The organism is Sphaerisporangium sp. NPDC049003 (assembly GCF_043197795.1).
Lineage (GTDB): Bacteria > Actinomycetota > Actinomycetes > Streptosporangiales > Streptosporangiaceae > Sphaerisporangium.
The window spans coordinates 160,159-176,758 of record NZ_JBICTU010000007.1; the positions used below are offsets into that span (position 1 = coordinate 160,159).

13 protein-coding genes are annotated in these 16,600 nt (G+C 71.4%); 2 read left to right on the forward strand and 11 right to left on the reverse strand.

What is annotated here, in order from left to right:
- Nucleotides 1-168 precede the first annotated feature (168 nt).
- On the reverse strand, nucleotides 169-411 hold the full coding sequence (locus ACGFIV_RS10070) for a WhiB family transcriptional regulator (RefSeq protein WP_114031515.1): 243 nt from the start codon (nucleotides 409-411) through the stop codon (nucleotides 169-171).
- 280 nt (nucleotides 412-691) lie between these two features.
- Complete coding sequence (locus tag ACGFIV_RS10075; protein ID WP_392833731.1) at nucleotides 692-3,154, reverse strand: hypothetical protein; 2,463 nt, start codon at nucleotides 3,152-3,154, stop codon at nucleotides 692-694.
- Nucleotides 3,155-3,423: 269 nt separating this feature from the next.
- On the opposite strand from ACGFIV_RS10075, the gene cofD reads away from it, so the two are divergent.
- Both cofD and ACGFIV_RS10085 read left to right on the forward strand, forming a co-directional pair.
- Nucleotides 3,424-4,350 carry a 2-phospho-L-lactate transferase gene (gene cofD / locus ACGFIV_RS10080; protein WP_358548887.1) on the forward strand — a complete coding sequence of 309 codons (927 nt, stop codon included), beginning with the start codon at nucleotides 3,424-3,426 and terminating at the stop codon, nucleotides 4,348-4,350.
- Nucleotides 4,347-5,645, forward strand: coding sequence for a coenzyme F420-0:L-glutamate ligase (locus tag ACGFIV_RS10085; RefSeq protein ID WP_358548884.1), 1,299 nt, complete (start codon nucleotides 4,347-4,349; stop codon nucleotides 5,643-5,645). The genes cofD and ACGFIV_RS10085 overlap by 4 nt, the downstream gene beginning before the upstream one ends.
- A gap of 69 nt (nucleotides 5,646-5,714) precedes the next feature.
- On the opposite strand, the gene ACGFIV_RS10090 is transcribed toward ACGFIV_RS10085, so the two are convergent.
- The 9 genes from ACGFIV_RS10090 to ACGFIV_RS10130 all read right to left on the reverse strand — a co-directional run bounded on the left by ACGFIV_RS10090 (nucleotide 5,715) and on the right by ACGFIV_RS10130 (nucleotide 16,450).
- Nucleotides 5,715-7,487, reverse strand: a complete 1,773-nt coding sequence (locus ACGFIV_RS10090) for a substrate-binding and VWA domain-containing protein (protein ID WP_358548882.1) — start codon at nucleotides 7,485-7,487, stop codon at nucleotides 5,715-5,717.
- A 147-nt stretch (nucleotides 7,488-7,634) separates the two neighbouring features.
- Entirely contained in the window at nucleotides 7,635-10,211 is a 2,577-nt protein-coding gene (locus ACGFIV_RS10095; RefSeq protein ID WP_358548879.1) for a bifunctional FO biosynthesis protein CofGH, read from the reverse strand.
- Between the two features lie 319 nt (nucleotides 10,212-10,530).
- Nucleotides 10,531-11,454, reverse strand: a complete 924-nt coding sequence (locus ACGFIV_RS10100; protein WP_358548876.1) for a DNA-3-methyladenine glycosylase 2 family protein — start codon at nucleotides 11,452-11,454, stop codon at nucleotides 10,531-10,533.
- 127 nt (nucleotides 11,455-11,581) lie between these two features.
- Nucleotides 11,582-11,914, reverse strand: coding sequence for a hypothetical protein (locus ACGFIV_RS10105; protein ID WP_358548873.1), 333 nt, complete (start codon nucleotides 11,912-11,914; stop codon nucleotides 11,582-11,584).
- Nucleotides 11,911-12,171, reverse strand: a complete 261-nt coding sequence (locus ACGFIV_RS10110; RefSeq protein ID WP_358548871.1) for a hypothetical protein — start codon at nucleotides 12,169-12,171, stop codon at nucleotides 11,911-11,913. The genes ACGFIV_RS10105 and ACGFIV_RS10110 overlap by 4 nt, the downstream gene beginning before the upstream one ends.
- Nucleotides 12,165-12,383 (reverse strand): hypothetical protein, encoded by a 219-nt coding sequence (locus ACGFIV_RS10115; RefSeq protein WP_358548869.1) that lies wholly within the window; start codon nucleotides 12,381-12,383, stop codon nucleotides 12,165-12,167. The genes ACGFIV_RS10110 and ACGFIV_RS10115 overlap by 7 nt, the downstream gene beginning before the upstream one ends.
- A 192-nt stretch (nucleotides 12,384-12,575) precedes the next feature.
- Complete coding sequence (locus ACGFIV_RS10120; protein WP_358548867.1) at nucleotides 12,576-13,790, reverse strand: helix-turn-helix domain-containing protein; 1,215 nt, start codon at nucleotides 13,788-13,790, stop codon at nucleotides 12,576-12,578.
- A 414-nt stretch (nucleotides 13,791-14,204) separates the two neighbouring features.
- Nucleotides 14,205-15,308 (reverse strand): NDP-sugar synthase, encoded by a 1,104-nt coding sequence (locus ACGFIV_RS10125; RefSeq protein WP_358548865.1) that lies wholly within the window; start codon nucleotides 15,306-15,308, stop codon nucleotides 14,205-14,207.
- 14 nt (nucleotides 15,309-15,322) lie between these two features.
- Nucleotides 15,323-16,450, reverse strand: a complete 1,128-nt coding sequence (locus tag ACGFIV_RS10130) for a glycosyltransferase family 1 protein (protein ID WP_358548862.1) — start codon at nucleotides 16,448-16,450, stop codon at nucleotides 15,323-15,325.
- Nucleotides 16,451-16,600 lie beyond the last annotated feature (150 nt).

Here is a 16,600-nt window from a genome sequence, read left to right on the forward strand (position 1 = left end):
TGCCACTCTCCCAATCAGGTCCAGATCACCGACCGGAGCTCACGTCCCCTCGCCCGGCCTCCGGCTATGGCCCCCCTAGACCCTAGCCGTTCGGCCGTGACCGTGTTCGCTCAGTGTCGGTCGTCGTATCTCAAAACGTAACCGTCGCCTTCCGGCGGTTACGGTCTCTCAGCCGGCCTCTCGCTTGATCCGGCGACGCTCACGCTCGGACAACCCTCCCCAGATCCCAAATCTCTCATCATGCTGTAGCGCGTACTCCAAGCACTCGGCCCGCACCTCGCAGGACCGGCACACCTTCTTGGCCTCCCGGGTGGAACCGCCCTTCTCCGGGAAAAACGCCTCCGGATCCGTCTGCGCGCACAACGCGCGCTCCTGCCATCCCAGCTCTTCCGCGCCGAGCACCTGTGCCATGACCAGATCGGTCAATGCACACCTCCTGCCGATCGCCCGCCCGCTCCGCAACGGAGCCCCCCTTTTGAACACCTTCCTCAATACCCACCCTGTGAAAGGCGTAACAACACAGTTGTAATTACACGCGTGTGCCGCGTGTGGCGTCAAGCAGCATGGCAGTATCCGGGGAAAGACCAGCTCACCCCGGTATGCGGGCCTTGGCGGAATATATGGCCGTCTTCGGCGTATGCCGTCTACGCGGGACCCGACGGCGTTCTGATATCCCCGATCTTCAATGCCCTCAGCGGTCGGAACCGTACCAGCGTGATCCCTGATCAACACCTGGACCTGCCGGTTCTCTACCGCCGCTTTCCTCTGGCCTTGCCTGGGCCGACCGGTCGGGGGCGTAGATGGCGGTCGGATCGATCGGCTCGTCCCGGTGCCCCTGCGACCCGGGCGGGGGCATGGGGGCGTTCAGCGGGTCGTTCTGGAAGGCCTTGGGGTCGAAGCGGACCGTACTGTCCACGGCGACATCCTCCCAGGCCGGCTGCTGCGGCTGGTACGGCTGCTCCGCCGCCTGCTGGTACGGCCGGTCCTGCGACTGGGGATAGCCCTGATCCTGCGACTGGGGGTACGCCTGGTCCTGGGGCTGGGGGTAGCCCTGGTCCTGCGGTCGCTGGTACGGCTGGTCCTGGGCCTGGGGATACGGCTGCTCCTGGGCCGGCCGGTACGGCTGCGCGTCCGCCGGGGGCCGCGAGTAGCCCGAGGAGTCCCCCGCCGACTGCGGGTGGCCGAACGGGCTGCCGCTGTAGCCGGGGGTGTAGTCCGGCGTCCTCACCGGATGCGTGCCGGTGGCGTACTCGCCCTGGGTGCCGCCGCCGTCCGAGGGCGACCCGGCCTGCGACTGCTGGTAGCTCTGCGCCTGCTGGTAGGCATGCGCGATCTGCTGCTGGCGCGCGTCGGCGGCCTCGGCATACAGCGGGGAGGGCTCGGGCCGGCGGCCGAAGTCGGCGCCGGAGTAGCCGCCGTACGGCTCACCGGCCTGACCGTACGGGCCCGCCTGCGGGCCGGTCTGACCGTAGGACGGGGAAGGCTGGTCCAGCGGGCTGGGCTGCGGGCTCGGCTGGGAGTAGACCTGCGTCTGGTCCATCGGGTTCGCCTGCGGGCCGGTCTGGCCGTAGGACGAAGACGGCTGGTCCAGCGGACCGGACTGACCGTAGGACGGAGAAGGCTGGTCGAGCGGGCCTGTCTGTCCGTGGACTGGGGCCTTGTCCAGCGGGTTCGTCTGCGGACCGGTCTGACCGTAAGACGAAGACGGCTGGTCCAGCGGGTTCGTCTGCGGACCCGTCTGACCGTAAGACGAAGACGGCTGGTCCAGCGCACTCGGCTGCGGACCCGTCTGGCCGTACGGGGCGCCGGCCTGCGCCGGGGGACGGCCGTAGGCGTGAGGCTGGTCGAAGGCGGTCGGCGCCGTGAGCGGCTCGGGCACGGCCTGGCGCGCGCCGGTCGTGAAGGCGTCGTTCATGCCGAAGGCACCCGCGCCCCCGCCCGAGTGCGGGTACGGCGAGCCCGCCTGAGGGGCATACGAGTCGGACCCTTGGGGAGCGTACGGGTCGGACGCCTGCCGGCCCTGCTGCCCGTGCTGGCCCGGCTGGCTCTGCTGCCCCGGCTGGCTCTGCTGGCCGTACGGGCCGGAGGGCTGCGGGGCGTACGGAGACGCGGAGGACGGCCCGTACGACCCGGAGGACTGCGCGGCGGCGGATTCGGCCGGGGCGCTCTGCGCGTACGGCTCGGACTTCAGGGCCGCCGCGTAAGCGTCGAGCGGCTGGGAGTGCTGGGGCGCGTAGGAGGTGTCGCCGAGGGGGCCCGCCTCGTTCGCGGGAACGTACGGCCGCACCTGCCGATCACCCTGCGGCCCGAACTGCTCGCTCTGCGGCTCGAACCGCTGCTCGCCCTGGGGGCCGAACTGCTCGCTCTGCGGCCCGAATCGCTGCTCGCCCTGGGGGCCGAACTGCTGATCACCCTGCGGGGGGAACTGCTGCTCCCCCTGCTGGGCGAACTGCGGCTGGTGCGTCTCGCCCTGCTGGGCGAACTGCGGCTGGTGCGTCTCGCCCTGCTGGGCGAACTGCGGCTGCGGGTAGGGGTCGGGACCCGGCTGCTGCTGGGCGTAGGTCTCCGCGGGCCGCTGGTCACCCTGCCCGTACGGCTGCTGCTGGGGGGCGTACGGAGCCGGGGGCAGCGCGGGAAGCGCGGAGGCGGGGCCGTTCTGGGCGGGCACGTACGGAGCCTGGTCGGGGTGGCCGCCGGGCACACCGTACCCGGGGTTGTCGCCGTGGAGAGGCTGCGGGGGGTACAGCCCCTGGCCGGGCGCGGCCTGCCCGGGCCGCACCGCCGAGGGCGCGCCGGACGGCAGGATGGAGAGCGCGTACACCAGGGCGACCGCGATGAGGGCGAGCGCGGGCACGCCGGTCAGCAGGTACTCGATGATGCTCCAGCCGCCCGTGCCGCCGCCGAGGAGCACGCCGATGAGGCTGATGAAGCCGAAGAGCGCGGCGACCGCCAGTGCGGCGACGGCGCCGAGGTTCACGAGCCGCGCACGCCGGGTCGGCTCGCCTAACCTGGTGACCAGGACGACGGCGCCGATCGCGAGCGCCGGGCGGAGCGGAGAGGTCAGCGCGCCGAGCGCGCCCGCCGACCGGGAGCCGAACGAACCGTCTTCGAGGATCAATCCCAGGGCGGCGACCAGAACCTGTGCGCAAACCACCGAAAGCATGATCAACGCCGCAGGCTCGCGGAGCCGTCCGGGCTCAACTTTCACCACAACTACCCCCCAATGGGTCATACGGCACCCGAAGTTTCGCACATCTCCCCACTTCGAGGACGCCGGACCCAACAACCTCATTGATCACACAAGCCCCGTATGAAAGCCATTCAACCCTTTCCATAAGCCCGTGAGCAGGCGTTTCGGAGATCACTTCGCCCATGCCCGAGCCCGGGGCCAGGCAAGAAGATGGCAATGGAACACTTGACAGCATGCGCATCGTGTCCCTAGCGGGTGGAATCGGCGGCGCCCGTTTTCTTCGCGGACTCCTGGCCGCCATCCCCGACGCCGACATCACCGTCATCGGCAACACCGGTGACGACATCACCCTTTTCGGTCTTCGTGTCTGTCCCGATCTCGACACCGTGATGTACACCCTCGGCGGCGGCATCGACGAGGAGCAGGGCTGGGGCCGTGCCGGCGAACGGCACCTCATCAAGGACGAGCTCGCCGCCTACGGCATGGAGCCGCAGTGGTTCGGCCTCGGTGACAAGGACATCGCCACCCATATCGTGCGCACCCAGATGCTGAACGCGGGCTACCCCCTGTCGGCGATCACCGAGGCGCTCTGCACGCGCTGGCGGCCCGGCGTGCGGCTGATCCCGATGACCGACGACCGCGCCGAGACCCACGTGGTCATCAACGACGAGCAGGGCCGCCGCGCGATCCACTTCCAGGAGTGGTGGGTGAAGCTGCGCGCGTCGGTCCCGGCCGAGCAGATCCTGCTCGTCGGCGCCGAGGAGGCCAAGCCCGCGCCCGGCGTGATCGAGGCGATCGAGCAGGCCGACGTGGTGATCCTCCCGCCCTCCAACCCCGTGGTCAGCATCGGCACCATCCTCCAGATCCCCGGCATCCGCGAGGCCCTCGAAGCCAAGACCGTGGTCGGCGTCTCCCCCATCGTCGGCGGCGCCCCGGTACGCGGCATGGCCGACGCGTGCCTCACCGCCATCGGCGTGGAGACCAGCGCCCAGGCCGTGCTTGAGCTGTACGGCTCCCGTCTGCTCGACGGCTGGCTGGTCGCCGAACAGGACAAGGACGTCGCGCTCGAAGGGGTCCGCGTGGTGGCCAGGCCCCTGCTCATGAGCGACCTCGACGCCACCGCCGACATCGCCCGCGCCGCGCTTGAGCTGGCCCGATGAGCGGCGCGCAGGCGGGCCGGGCCGGACAGGTGGTCAGCGTCCGGGGCGTCCACGGGCTGCCCGAGGTACGGCCGGGCGACGACCTCGCCGAGCTGGTCACGCGGGCCATGCCCGGCCTGGAGGACGGCGACATCCTCGTCATCACCTCCAAGATCGTCAGCAAGGCCGAGGGCCGCGTCCGGAAAGGCGACAGCCGCGCGGCGGCCATCGCCGAGGAGACCGCCCGCGTCGTCGCGCGGCGTGGCGAGACCGTGATCGCCCAGACGCGGCACGGCTTCGTCATGGCCGCCGCCGGGGTGGACGCCTCGAACACCGAGCCCGGCACCGTGCTGCTGCTCCCCGAGGACCCGGACGCCTCGGCCCGCCGCATCCGGGCCGGCCTGAGGGTCAACGCCGGGGTCATCGTGTCGGACACCTTCGGGCGCCCCTGGCGCAACGGCCTGACCGACGTGGCGATCGGGGCCGCGGGCGTCCGGCCGCTCGACGACTTCCGCGGCAGGTCAGACACCTACGGCAACCCGCTGTCCGCGACGGTCACCGCGCTGGCCGACGAGATCGCGTCGGCGGCCGAGCTGGTCAAGGGCAAGCTCGACGGGGTGCCGGTGGCGGTCGTGCGCGGGCTGTCCCACCTGGTGACCGCCGAGGACGGCCCGGGCGTACGGCCGCTCGTACGGCCCGCCGACGAGGACATGTTCCGGTACGGCTCCGCCGACGTGCTGTTCGCCCGCCGCACGATCAGGGACTTCTCCCCCGAACCTGTGGACCCTGCGGCGGTCAGGCGGGCCGTCGGCGCCGCGATCAGCGCCCCGGCTCCCCACCACACGACGCCGTGGCGTTTCGTGCTGCTGGAGTCGCCCTCGGCACGCGAGAAGCTGCTGGACGCCATGCTGGAGGCCTGGATCCGCGACCTGCGCGCCACCGGCTTCACCGAGGAGTCGATCACGCGCAGGGTCAGGCGCGGCGACGTCCTGCGCAGGGCGCCCTACCTGGTGGTCCCCTGCCTGGTCATGGACGGCTCGCACACCTATCCCGACGACCGCCGCAACGCGGCCGAGCGCGAGATGTTCGTCGTCGCCATGGGCGCGGGCGTGGAGAACCTGCTGGTCCACCTCGCTGTCGAGGGCCTGGGCTCGGCGTGGGTGTCCTCCACGATGTTCTGCCGCGAGGTCGTGCGGGAGGTCCTCGACCTGCCGGAGTCCTGGGATCCCATGGGCGCCGTGGCCGTGGGCCACCCCTCCGCCCCGCCGCGCGACCGTCCCCCCCGGGACGCCGCCGACTTCGTCGTCACCCGCTGAGCCACCGCCGACGAGGAGGACCACCGCCACGTCCCGGCGGTGGTCACCCGCCTTCTGAACCGGGCCTTCTCAGCCGGGCTTGACGCAGGTGGGGTGGCACAGGCGGCGGGCCAGGGCGCTCAGGAAGACGTCGATGATCTCGCCGGGCCCGGTGGCCACGTGCAGGGACCCATTGGTGATCGAGGTGATCTCACCCAGGGCGGCGCGGTCGACGTTCCTGCCGAAGGCCAGCACGATGATCTGCACGGGGTGGTCGGGGTCCCAGTCCTTTCTGAGCCTGTCCACCAGCGCCTGCCGGGAGAGCCCCTTGCCGTCGTCCCTGCCGGCCGTGATGACCAGGAGCGAGTTGTTCATCGCCGGGTCGTACTCGTCGGTCACCTCGCGGAACCCCGCGAAGATCGAGTCGTAGAGCGAGCTGTCGCGGCCCTTGTACGCCTTTAGCGTCTGGGTGAACCGGTCCAGGCGGCTCTGCCTGGTGAGCTGGTCGTCCTCGCCGTCCGGCTGGGTGATCGGCCCGAGCCGGACCAAAGAGCGGTACCCCTTGCCGCCGTCCAGCCCGTCCGCGAACTCCCACAGGCCCATCCGGGTGGAGCCCGGGAAGAGCTGGAGCCCGAGGTGGGTGGCCTTGAGCGCCACCGACAGCGGGGTGTCGCCCTTGCCGCCCGCGATGGGCTCGGCCATGTGCCTGGCGGCGTCGGCCAGCACCAGGATGTTGCTCGGCGGCGCGAGGCGGCTCCACGCGTCAAGGGCCTCGTCGATCACCAGGGGCGTGATGGACGGGCGCGGCCTCGGCTGACCGGCCGGGATCTCCGGCCCCGCGTCCAGCGGCGCGTCCTTGCCGTCGGGGAGGCGGAACCCGCCGCCGCGCACCGCCGTCCTCACCTCCGCCGAGGTCAGCCAGTTCCCGAAGAGCCGCGCGCCGGCCGAATCGGCGGGGTCCGAGGAGGTGACCACGTACGGGTAGTCGAGGATGATCGTGCCCTCTTTGGGGGTGAGCGCCACGACGGGGTCGGCGGAGGGCGTCCGGTTGTGCAGCCACACCGACTGCTCGGGCACGACGACGACCGGCCGCTTCCAGAACGAGTGGTCGTCCACGGCGGCGAGCATCGAGCGGTAGTCGGGGGCCGAGCCCGCCTGCGCCATCCGGACGAAGGCGGTCAGCTCCTTGTCCCCCCGGCCGCCCTCGCCCGCGATGTCCCTGGCGGCGGCCACCGTGGCGATGCCGGCGCCCGCCACCGACGGGTCGGGGACGCGGACGATGTCCGGCTCGTCCTCGGTCGGCTGGAGCCGTCCTCTCGCCGTGGCCGGGAAGACCATCTCCCAGCTCATCTCGGTGTTCCCGGTGGCGAACCGCTGGGCCAGGGAGCGCCTGGTCGCGAACACCAGCGGCGAGGTGGCCACCACGGTCTCGCTGGGCGCCACGCCGGGCGCGCCCTGCTTGCGCGCGAGCCGGATCCACGCGGAGGAGTCGGCGATCCAGGCGTCGGGCCGCTGGGCGAGCACCCCGGCCCGGTCGCCGATCAGCGTCCGCAGCACGGGCGCCGGGGACTGCTCGGTGACCTGCACCAGCACGCAGCGCCCGTCCACGGCCGCCCTGGTCGCGTTGAACCGCCCGGCGGCCTCCATGGCGACCGGGGCGATGTCCACCGCGGCGTCCACGCCGACGAGCACCGGGTCGCGGGACGAGCACGAGCCCTCCCCGCGCCGACCGGCCCATACGAGCGCCCCCGCGACCAGCACGACGACGATGACCGCCGCCAGCGGGCCGCGGCGCCCGGTCCGCCGGCGCGGGGGCTCGAAGACCGGTTCCGCGCGGTGCCGACCGTGTCGACCTGTCGCCACGGGTTCGCCTCTCGGTGTCTCGTGTTACAGGGAGGAGTCGGACGATTCTCCCAACGGACACCGTAGACAGCGCAAGTATCCCCAAGACGGAAATGGAGAACTTGTTATACCCGTGTCTGATAAGCCTTCCGGTCGGACGGGCCGCCCCTACTGCGCCAGCAGGGGGATGGTCCTGCGCACGCTGCGGCAGACGCCGTCGCTGGCCCTCGCCGCCGCGACGCGCTCCTCGGACGGCCGGCCGTACCCGGTGACGCGCTGGCGCAGCGGGCGTCCGGTGGGCGCGACCATCGCGGCGATCTCGGTGATGGTCTTGTACGACCCGTTCTCCGAGCCGGCCATGCGGCTGATCGTCTCCTCCATCAGCGTGCCGCCCAGGTCGTTCACGCCGCCCGACAGCACGGCGCGGCACAGCTCGTCCTGGAGCTTCACCCACGAGCACTGGATGTTGTCGATCGCGCCGTGCAGCATGATCCGCGCGAGCGCGTGCACGGCGCGGTTCTCCCTGGGGGTCGGGCCCGGCCGCGCGATGCCCGCCAGGTAGATCGGCGCGCTGTGGTGGACGAAAGGCAGCAGCACGAACTCGGAGAAACCGCCGGTCTCCTCCTGGATGCGGCGGATCAGCCGGATGTGCGCCACCCAGTGCGCGGGCGTGTCCACGTGGCCGTACATCATCGTCGAGGTCGTCGGGATGCCCACGCGGTGGGCGGTGGTGACGACGTCCACCCACTCCCTGGTGGGGAGCTTGCCCTTGGTCAGGACCCAGCGCACGTCGTCGTCGAGGATCTCGGCCGCCGTGCCCGGCAGCGAGTCGACCCCGGCCTCCTTCGCCGCCACGAGCCAGTCGTGGACCGACATGTTGGTGCGGCTCGCGCCGTTCATGACCTCCATCGGCGAGAAGGCGTGGACGTGCATCTCCGGGCACCGCTCCTTCACCGCCCTGGCGATGTCGAAGTAGGCCGTGCCGGGCAGGTCGGGGTGGATGCCGCCCTGCATGCACACCTCGGTCGCCCCCGCCTCCCACCCCTCGGCCGCCCGGTCGGCGACCTGGTCGAGGGACAGGGTGTAGGCGTCGGCGTCGGTGCGCCGCTGCGCGAACGCGCAGAACCGGCAGCCGGTGTAGCAGACGTTGGTGAAGTTGATGTTCCGGTTCACGACGTAGGTGACGTCGTCGCCCACGGCCTGCCTGCGCAGGTCGTCCGCGACCCGGCACAGCTCTGTCAGGTCGGCCCCGTCGGCGCTCAGCAGCGTGAGTGCCTGGTCGTCGGTGAGACGCGCGGGGTCCGAGGCGGCGCGGCGCAGCGCCTCACGCATGTCGGCGGCGATCGCGGTGCCCGCCGGCGTCCCGTTCGGGGCGGGCGTCCGCTCGCGCAGGGCGTCCCAGTCACCGTAGACGTTGTCGAAGTCGTCGCGCCTGTCCTGCGTCCGGCCCGTGGAGTCCACCTCGACGTGCAGGTCCGTACGGCCCGTCGAGGCGAACCCGCCGTCGGGCTCCTGCCACGGCAGGCCGGCGGGGAGCACGCCCGGAAGGGCCAGGCCGGTCTCCGGGTCGGCCAGCGCTGCCACGTGGCCGCGCAGGCGCGGGTCCAGCCAGGGCTCGCCCGCGAGGACGTACTCCGGGTAGATCGTGAGCCGCTCCTTGAGCGTGAACCCGGCCTCGGCCGTGCGGGCGGCGAGCTCCTCGATCTGCGGCCAGGGGCGCTCGGGGTTCACGTGGTCGGGCGTCAGCGGGGAGACCCCGCCCCAGTCGTCGATGCCGGCCCTGATCATCAGGGCGTACTCGTCGCCGATGAGGTTCGGGGGCGCCTGGACGCGGGTCCTGGCGCCGAGCACGAGCCGGGTGACCGCGATCGTGGCGGCCAGCTCGTGCAGGTCGGCGTCCGGCATGCCGCGCATGGACGTGTCCGGCTTGGCGCGGAAGTTCTGCACGATGACTTCCTGCACGGCCCCGTACTCGCGGGCGACGCGGCGGATGGCGAAGATCGACTCGGCGCGGTCGGCGACGGTCTCCCCGATGCCGATCAGGACGCCCGTGGTGAACGGCACGTTGGTGCGGCCGGCGTCCTCCAGCACGCGCAGCCGTACGGCCGGGTCCTTGTCGGGCGAGCCGTAGTGCGCCTCGCCCTTCTCCTCGAACAGCCGCCGGGAGGTCGTCTCCAGCATCATGCCCATGGAAGGGGCGACCGGCTTGAGCCGCTGCAGGTCGCTCCAGGTCATGACGCCCGGGTTGAGGTGCGGGAGCAGCCCGGTCTCCTCCAGCACGCGGATCGCCATGGCGCGCACGTAGGAGAGGGTGTCGTCGTACCCGTGGGCGTCCAGCCACTCCTTGGCCTGGTGCCAGCGGTCCTCGGGGCGGTCGCCCAGCGTGAACAGGGCCTCCTTGCACCCCATGGCGGCGCCCTGGCGGGCGATGTCCAGCACCTCGTCGGGACTGAGGAAGGCGGCGGGAAGCTTGCCGGGAGCCGTGGCGAACGTGCAGTAGCCACATCGGTCGCGGCACAACCTGGTCAGGGGGATGAAGACCTTGCGGCTGTAGGTGACGATCCCCTCCCTTCCCACCGAGGCCAGCCCAGCGTCCCTCACGCGGCCGGCGTATTCGAGGAGCCGGTCCAGGTCGGCCCCTCGGGCATGCAACAGAACCGTGGCCTCCGTCACGTCGAGCGCCTTGCCGTCTCTGGCCCTGGCCAGCGCCCGCCGCATCGCGGCGTCTGTGGGGTTCACGTCCATGGAACGCACAGTACGGAATCACCGCGGCCCGGCACTCGGGCGGGGTCCCGCCGACCGGCAAGGGGTTTAGCGGTCCTTAAGAGTAAGACTGACGAATTCTCGATAGACGTAAACATATGCGCGGGAACACACTTACAGAGTCACTCCTCCGCGATCCTCCAAAAGGAGACTCCGATGTCCTGGTTGGTCCTCGCCTTCATCGTCGCGGCGGCCCTGCTCGCCCCGCTCTTCGGCGCCGACACGCGCGACGGCCGCGACTGGAAGTCAAGCACGCCGCAGGCGCCCGACGAGCGGCGCTCGTACCCCGAGGGTCCGCCGGTCAGAAGGCTCGATAGTCGCGAACGGCCATCCGAGGGCCGCGCGCCGGTGGCCTGCGCCCGCCGAGTTCCAGCAGGCGGATGATCCTGTGGCGGTGCCCCCGGTAGGGAGCGAGCAACTCCAGCATCCCGGCGTCGTCGGTCTTCCTGCCGGTCAGCGACCACCCGACCAGCGACGGCAGGTGGTAGTCACCGACCGAGACGGCGTCCGGGTCACCGTGGGCGCGCTGCCGCGTCTCCGCCGACGTCCACACCCCGATGCCGGGCAGCGCCCGTAACAACCTGTCCGCCTCCGCCGGCCCGGACGCCTCCAGTCTCTCGGCGTGCAGGGCCGCGTTCACGATCGTCCTGGCCCGTACGGCCTCCGCCCCCGCGCGGTGCCAGTCCCACGAGGGGACCTTCCGCCACACCTCGGGCTCGGGGAAGACCCGCATGGTCGCGGGAGCCGGGCCCGGCGCGGGCTCGCCGTACGTCCGCAGGAGCCACCGCCACGCCCGCCACGCCTCCCGGCCGACGACCTTCTGCTCCAGCACCGCCGGCACCAGCGCCTCGAACACCCGCAGCGTACGGCCGACGCGCAACCCGCCGTACCGCGTGGCCAGCTCCCTGATCAGCGGGTGGCCGTCAGGCCCCAGCCGCTCGATCAGCCCCTGGAAGCCGGAGATCTCGTCCTGCGCGCCGAGGAGCTCCGGCAGGGTCTCCAGCATCCACTCGGCCCCCCGGCCCCACGCCTGGGCGACGACGACAGCCTCGCCCGGCCGGACCGTGACCCGGAGCGTGCCCGCCCCCTCGGGCGTGCGGCAGGTGCGCCAGATCGCCCTGTCGGGTGCGAGCTGCCAGGCGGGGTCGCCGCTCCCCCGGCGATGCGGCGCCATCGTCGGCTCCACGTCGAGGGCCCGGCCCGGGCGCCACCAGCGTTCTCGCACGCTGCCAGGCTATGGGCGCCCCGGCTCCCGCGCGTACGGTGGTCGTCGGCCGAGAACGGTCTCCTGTTCTATGTGGAGGGAGAACGCGGCGGACCCCGCCCGCACGGCTCAGGCCCGCCGCGCCGGTCTATCGGGCGCGTCCGAGCAGGATCCGTTCCCACAGCATCTCGGCGTCCGGGTATCGCATGCGCTCGGTGTCGCTCGTCTTCACCTGATCGCTGATGGGCGCGGCTCGGGCTTTGCGGCGTACCCACGCCCGCCCGCCGCCGGTCACCAGGTAGTACACCCTGAGCCGGCATTCGCACGTCCAGCGCAGCACCCGGGTGCGCTCCTCCCCGCTCCATGCGGGAAACCAGGTGACCCGGTCCGCTCCGCCTGTGCCCCGCCACCGGGGGATGTGCACCCCGTGGTCGGCGTTGCCCTGGAAGGCGCTCAGGTACGTCTCCAGGCGCTCGCTCACGGCGCGCCCGCCGAGTACCGCGCCCGGTGCGCGATGTCGTCCTGCGCCGCCAGCTCCATGGCCAGCGCTACGACGTCACCCCGGGCGATGCTCGGGACCAGGCCCGCGCACCGCTCAGAGGGGGTCAGCGGGACACGCCGGAAGGCCCACCAGCCCATCGAGCTGCCGTCCGGGCGTAGGGGTCTTGTGATCCTCCAGGCCGGGTTGTCCTGGTTGAGCACAGCGAGCTGGCGTTCGACGCGTGACGGCGTCACCATCCGGTCGCCACCGTGGCGAGGGCCTCCTGTTCGGCGATGGCCATGCAGACCTGGGCGAGGTCGTCCCCGTCGACGGTGCGCCACGCGCCGGCCTTCTCGGCGGCGGGCTCGTAGGGGCGGTGCCTGCTCGCCCAAAATCGTCCTTTATCCGACTTGAAGACGGACCACCCGACGATCGCGGGGTTTTCGTCGCTGCCCGTAGGCTTTCCCATTGGGTTGCACCTCCAGCGTGCGGCCAAGGGGACCCGTACGGCGTGACCGCGCCTGCGGGTCCCCGCTTTAGCGCAGAGCCGCACTCGCGTGACGGCCCCATCGCGCAGAGTCACGCCTACGACGGTAGGGCCGCCTTGATCGCCGTCACAGGGACGAAACCCACTACTCGCAGCAGTGCTGTCACGTCGCGATTAGTGCGCGACCCCCACGAAATCGGCCAACGCGTGGATGCCACGCGGCGGGGTGGGCCTCCCCAGCAGTTCGCGAACCACGACCTTGGCCAGGCCGGCGCGACGCAGCCACTCCGGCGCAGCCCGCCGGACCGCGCGGAGGGTTTCGGTGGCGTCGTTGTCGCGGTAGGTCTCCATCTGCGCCTGAGCGACGTCGAGCAGGAACCATGCCTTCCAGGAGTCAGGGGTCTTGCCGGTCATGGGCACGCGGCGGGCTAGTTGTAGCGCCGTACCCCATTCGCCTGCGGCCGTCTCGACCGCCACGGCTTGCATGGCCACGGATGTGGGTCCGAACACGCTGGTCCATCGGTCGGTGGAGTCATCCCCGACGCGCTGTGCCGCAGCCTGAGCGACGTTCAGCAGTTCCCGGGCAGCGTCATATCGGCGATGCCGGGCGTCGGCGGCTGCGGCCGACAGCAGTAGCCCGCCGTACACCGCGACATGCCCCGCCGAGGATGAGCGGAACCTCGGCTCGATCGAGTCGGCCGAGGCGATGGCGACGTGCTCGGAGTCGCCCAGTCTGCCCGTGCGCATGAAGATCCAGGCAACGCTGTTGGCGATCATCGCGGGCAGCAGCGGATCACCCGACCCTTGGGCGGCGGTGCGCGCCCGGTCCAGCCCGAGGAGTGCGAGGTCGTCCATCTGCATCCGGGCGAGGACGTGCGCGCCGAGCTGGCACGTCTTCGCCAGTACGGCGCTGGCCTCTTGGGCTTCGCCGTTGGTGTGCTCCCGGACCGCTATGCGCGCTTCCGTCAGCAGTCGGGGCACGACCTCGGCCAAGGCGGTGAACTCGCCGCGGTGGTAACTGCCCCACGCGTCTTCGACGGAGCGGCGTAGAGCGCCGACGCCGGGCGGGGTGTCCTCTTCGTCATCGTCGGTCGAGGGCAGAAAGTCGCTGACCGGCAGGAGGGACTGGCGCAGTGCGAGCAGTCGCGGGTTCTCCCGGTCCTGCTCCTGGTCGATGCCCAGTAGTAGCGCCGAGGTGTCCACGCCCAGGGCGTTCGCCAGCGCGTTGATGGTTGAGAGGCGCGCGGAATGGCGCTGACCCTGCTCCAGCTTGCGGATGGTGTCGACATGCACGCCGGCCCGCTCGGCGAGGACCTCTTGGTTGAGCCCGCGATAGCGCCGTGCGACCGCGAGTCGCTCGCCGATGGACATCTCTGGACGTAGGTCCATGGTGCTACGGTGATTCATAAGCCCTGGCCTTTCCTGGAGCGTCGCAACTTCAGGCTAGGCGCAGGGCTTTTCTCGTGCCAGGATCGCAGAGTTTTTGAGCCCGTCAGATTGACGGTGTCACGGATGACACCCTCCGGTCGCGAGGCAACCGTGGCCGAGACTGCCGCGCGCCGGTGAGGGCTCACTGAGTCCTCCATGAGTCCTGTCTCTTTCCCGGTGGCGTCGGTCTAGTGCTGCGAGGCTGGCAGGTCCGGCCGGGGAGTATGGCGAGCCCGGTACGCCAGGCCGGTGGGGATCAGCGGCAGCGTAACCGCCTCCAGCCAGTCCGGGAGGAACGCGATCAGCGAACGGTCGGCGTCGATGGTCTGCCCGGACCGCCCGTGCAGCGGTAGTCCGCCCGGACCGCTCGTGCGGTCAGATGTCGCTGGAGAAGCGGACCGCGCGCGTGGGCAGCGTCACGCCGGGCCAGACGCGGGCGCCGGCCAGCAGCTCGTTGCCGGGGCCGACGACCGCGCCGTCACCGATCACGGCGTTCCTCAGCACCGCCCCCGAGCAGATGCGGGCGCCCACGCCCACCACCGACTCGACCACCGTGGCACCGGACTCCACCACGCAGTCGGCGTACAGCACGCTCCCCCGGACGGAGGCGTCGGACTCCACGACGGCCCGGGGGCCGACCACCGTGCCACCGGCGACCTTGGCGTTCGGCGAGACCCTGGACTCCGGCAGCGCGAGGAACTCCCCGCAGGGACCGGGAAGCGCCGGAGACGCCAGGCGGCCCAGCACCAGATCGCACGACCCCTGGACGAAGGCCGCGGGGGTACCCACATCCAGCCAGTAGGACCGGTCGGCGTACCCGAGCACCAGCTCGCCGGAGGCGATCAGGCCGGGGAAGGTCTCGCGCTCGACGGAGACCACCTGGCCCGCCGGGATCTGGTCGATGAACGACCGCTGGAACACGTAGCACCCGGCGTTGATGCGGTTCGTCACGGGGTTCGGGGTCTTCTCCAGGAAGGCCGTGACCCGGCCGTCCGCGTCGCTCGGCACGCATCCGAACCTCGACGGGTCGTCCACCTCGGTCAGGTGGAGCGTGACGGCCGCCCCGCGCGAGACGTGCAGCCCGACCTGCTCGGAGATGTCGTGACCGGACAGGATGTCGCCGTTGAGCACGAGCACCGGCGCGTCGGATCCGCAGGTCAGCGCCTCGGCGGCGTTCCGGATCGCCCCGCCCGTGCCGAGCGGGCTCTCCTCGGTCATGTATTCGAGCGAGAGGCCGAACGCCGAACCGTCGCCGAAGACGTCGGCGAACATCGAGGCGCGGTAGGAGGTCGCGAAGACGACCCGGCGCACGCCGAACGACCTGGCCCTCGCCAGCTGGTGGGCGAGGAACGGGACACCGGCCGTCGGGAGCAACGGCTTCGGAGTGCTCAAGGTCAGGGGGCGGAGCCTGGTGCCCTGCCCGCCCACAAGGAGAATCGCCTCAAGGTGCGCCGACTCCGGCGAGTAGCTCTCCGTCACACCGTGAGGCTAGCTCACTGATCGACCGCACGTTGATAGGACACCATATGAGCCTCAGCCGACGCATCCCACGTGAACTCCCGTGAACGGGCGATACCGGAGGCGGAGAGCGACGCGCGCCGCTCCGGCGACTCCAGCAACGATTTCAGGGCGTCTCGGATGCTCTCGGCGTCCGGCTCGGTGTAGGCGACGGCCTCACCGCCCACCTCGGGCAGGGACGTGCGGTGGGTCGTGAGCACCGGCGCGCCGCAGGCCATGGCCTCCAGGACGGGCAGGCCGAACCCCTCGCCGCGCGAGGGGAACGCCACCACGACGGCGCCGCCGAGGAAGCCCGGCAGGTCGGCGAAGGAGAGGTAGCCGGGGCGGACGACCCGCACGGTGACGGGAAGCTCGCTGATCGCGGCGTTCACCTCGTCGTTCCAGCCGGCTCCGCTGGCCAGCACCAGGGCGGGCGGCGACGGCAGGTCGCTGACGGCCTGGCCGAACCCCTTGACGAGGTTCGGGACGTTCTTGCGGGGCTCGAAGGCACCGAGAAAGGCGACATAGGGACGGCCGTGCAGGCCGAGGCGGCCGGCCGTCCTCTTGATCTCCTGCTCGGACGGCTGGTGGAACAGCCCGGTGTCGACCCCGTGGTAGGCGACGTCGATGCGCGTCGGGTCGGCCGCGAGCACCCGTACGAGCTCGTCGCGGGTGGCCTTGGACGGCACGATGACGCGCGTCGCGTTGCGGACCGCCGTACGCGTGGCGGCGCGGAAGAACGACGCCCTGACGGTGTTGTGCTGCTCGGGCTCGGTGAACCACGTCACGTCGTGCACGGTGGCCACCGTGGGAATCCCGGTGTGCAACGGGATCGAGTAGAAGGGGGCGTGGATGACCTGCGCCCCGACCTGGCGGGCCAGCACCGGTATGCCGGTCTGTTCCCAGACCAGCCGGGTGCCCCTGCTGGAGATCGCCGGAGGCCCGGGGATGACGCGGGCGGAGGGGGCGATCTTGCCGTACCGCTCGGCGTCGGCCCGCTGGCAGACGACCGCGAGATCGGCGCCCGCCCGGTCGAGCGCGGCAAGGAGCCCGTCGACATAGCGGATCAGGGCCCCGCGATCCGCGGGAACGGCTGCGGCGTCGACGAGCACTCGGGGCGTCAAGAGCGATCGCTCCTCTCGGGTCTCCGGGCCGGTCAGGGACGGAGACCAGATGCGGGCGAAGGCCGCCTGCTCGTGCGAACCGGCAGGGTCACTGAAATGTCCCACCGGCTGCCGCCGGCACCGTCGCCGCCGATCCCCATCGACTTCACT

What these genes read in the sequence shown, in the direction of transcription:
- ACGFIV_RS10120 (WP_358548867.1), bottom strand. Translation starts at nt 13,790, where the DNA reads ATGGACCTACGTCCAGAGATGTCCATCGGCGAGCGACTCGCGGTCGCA.
- ACGFIV_RS10085 (WP_358548884.1), top strand. Translation starts at nt 4,347, where the DNA reads ATGAGCGGCGCGCAGGCGGGCCGGGCCGGACAGGTGGTCAGCGTCCGG.
- ACGFIV_RS10070 (WP_114031515.1), bottom strand. Translation starts at nt 411, where the DNA reads ATGGCACAGGTGCTCGGCGCGGAAGAGCTGGGATGGCAGGAGCGCGCG.
- ACGFIV_RS10110 (WP_358548871.1), bottom strand. Translation starts at nt 12,171, where the DNA reads ATGGTGACGCCGTCACGCGTCGAACGCCAGCTCGCTGTGCTCAACCAG.
- ACGFIV_RS10115 (WP_358548869.1), bottom strand. Translation starts at nt 12,383, where the DNA reads ATGGGAAAGCCTACGGGCAGCGACGAAAACCCCGCGATCGTCGGGTGG.
- cofD (WP_358548887.1), top strand. Translation starts at nt 3,424, where the DNA reads ATGCGCATCGTGTCCCTAGCGGGTGGAATCGGCGGCGCCCGTTTTCTT.
- ACGFIV_RS10095 (WP_358548879.1), bottom strand. Translation starts at nt 10,211, where the DNA reads ATGGACGTGAACCCCACAGACGCCGCGATGCGGCGGGCGCTGGCCAGG.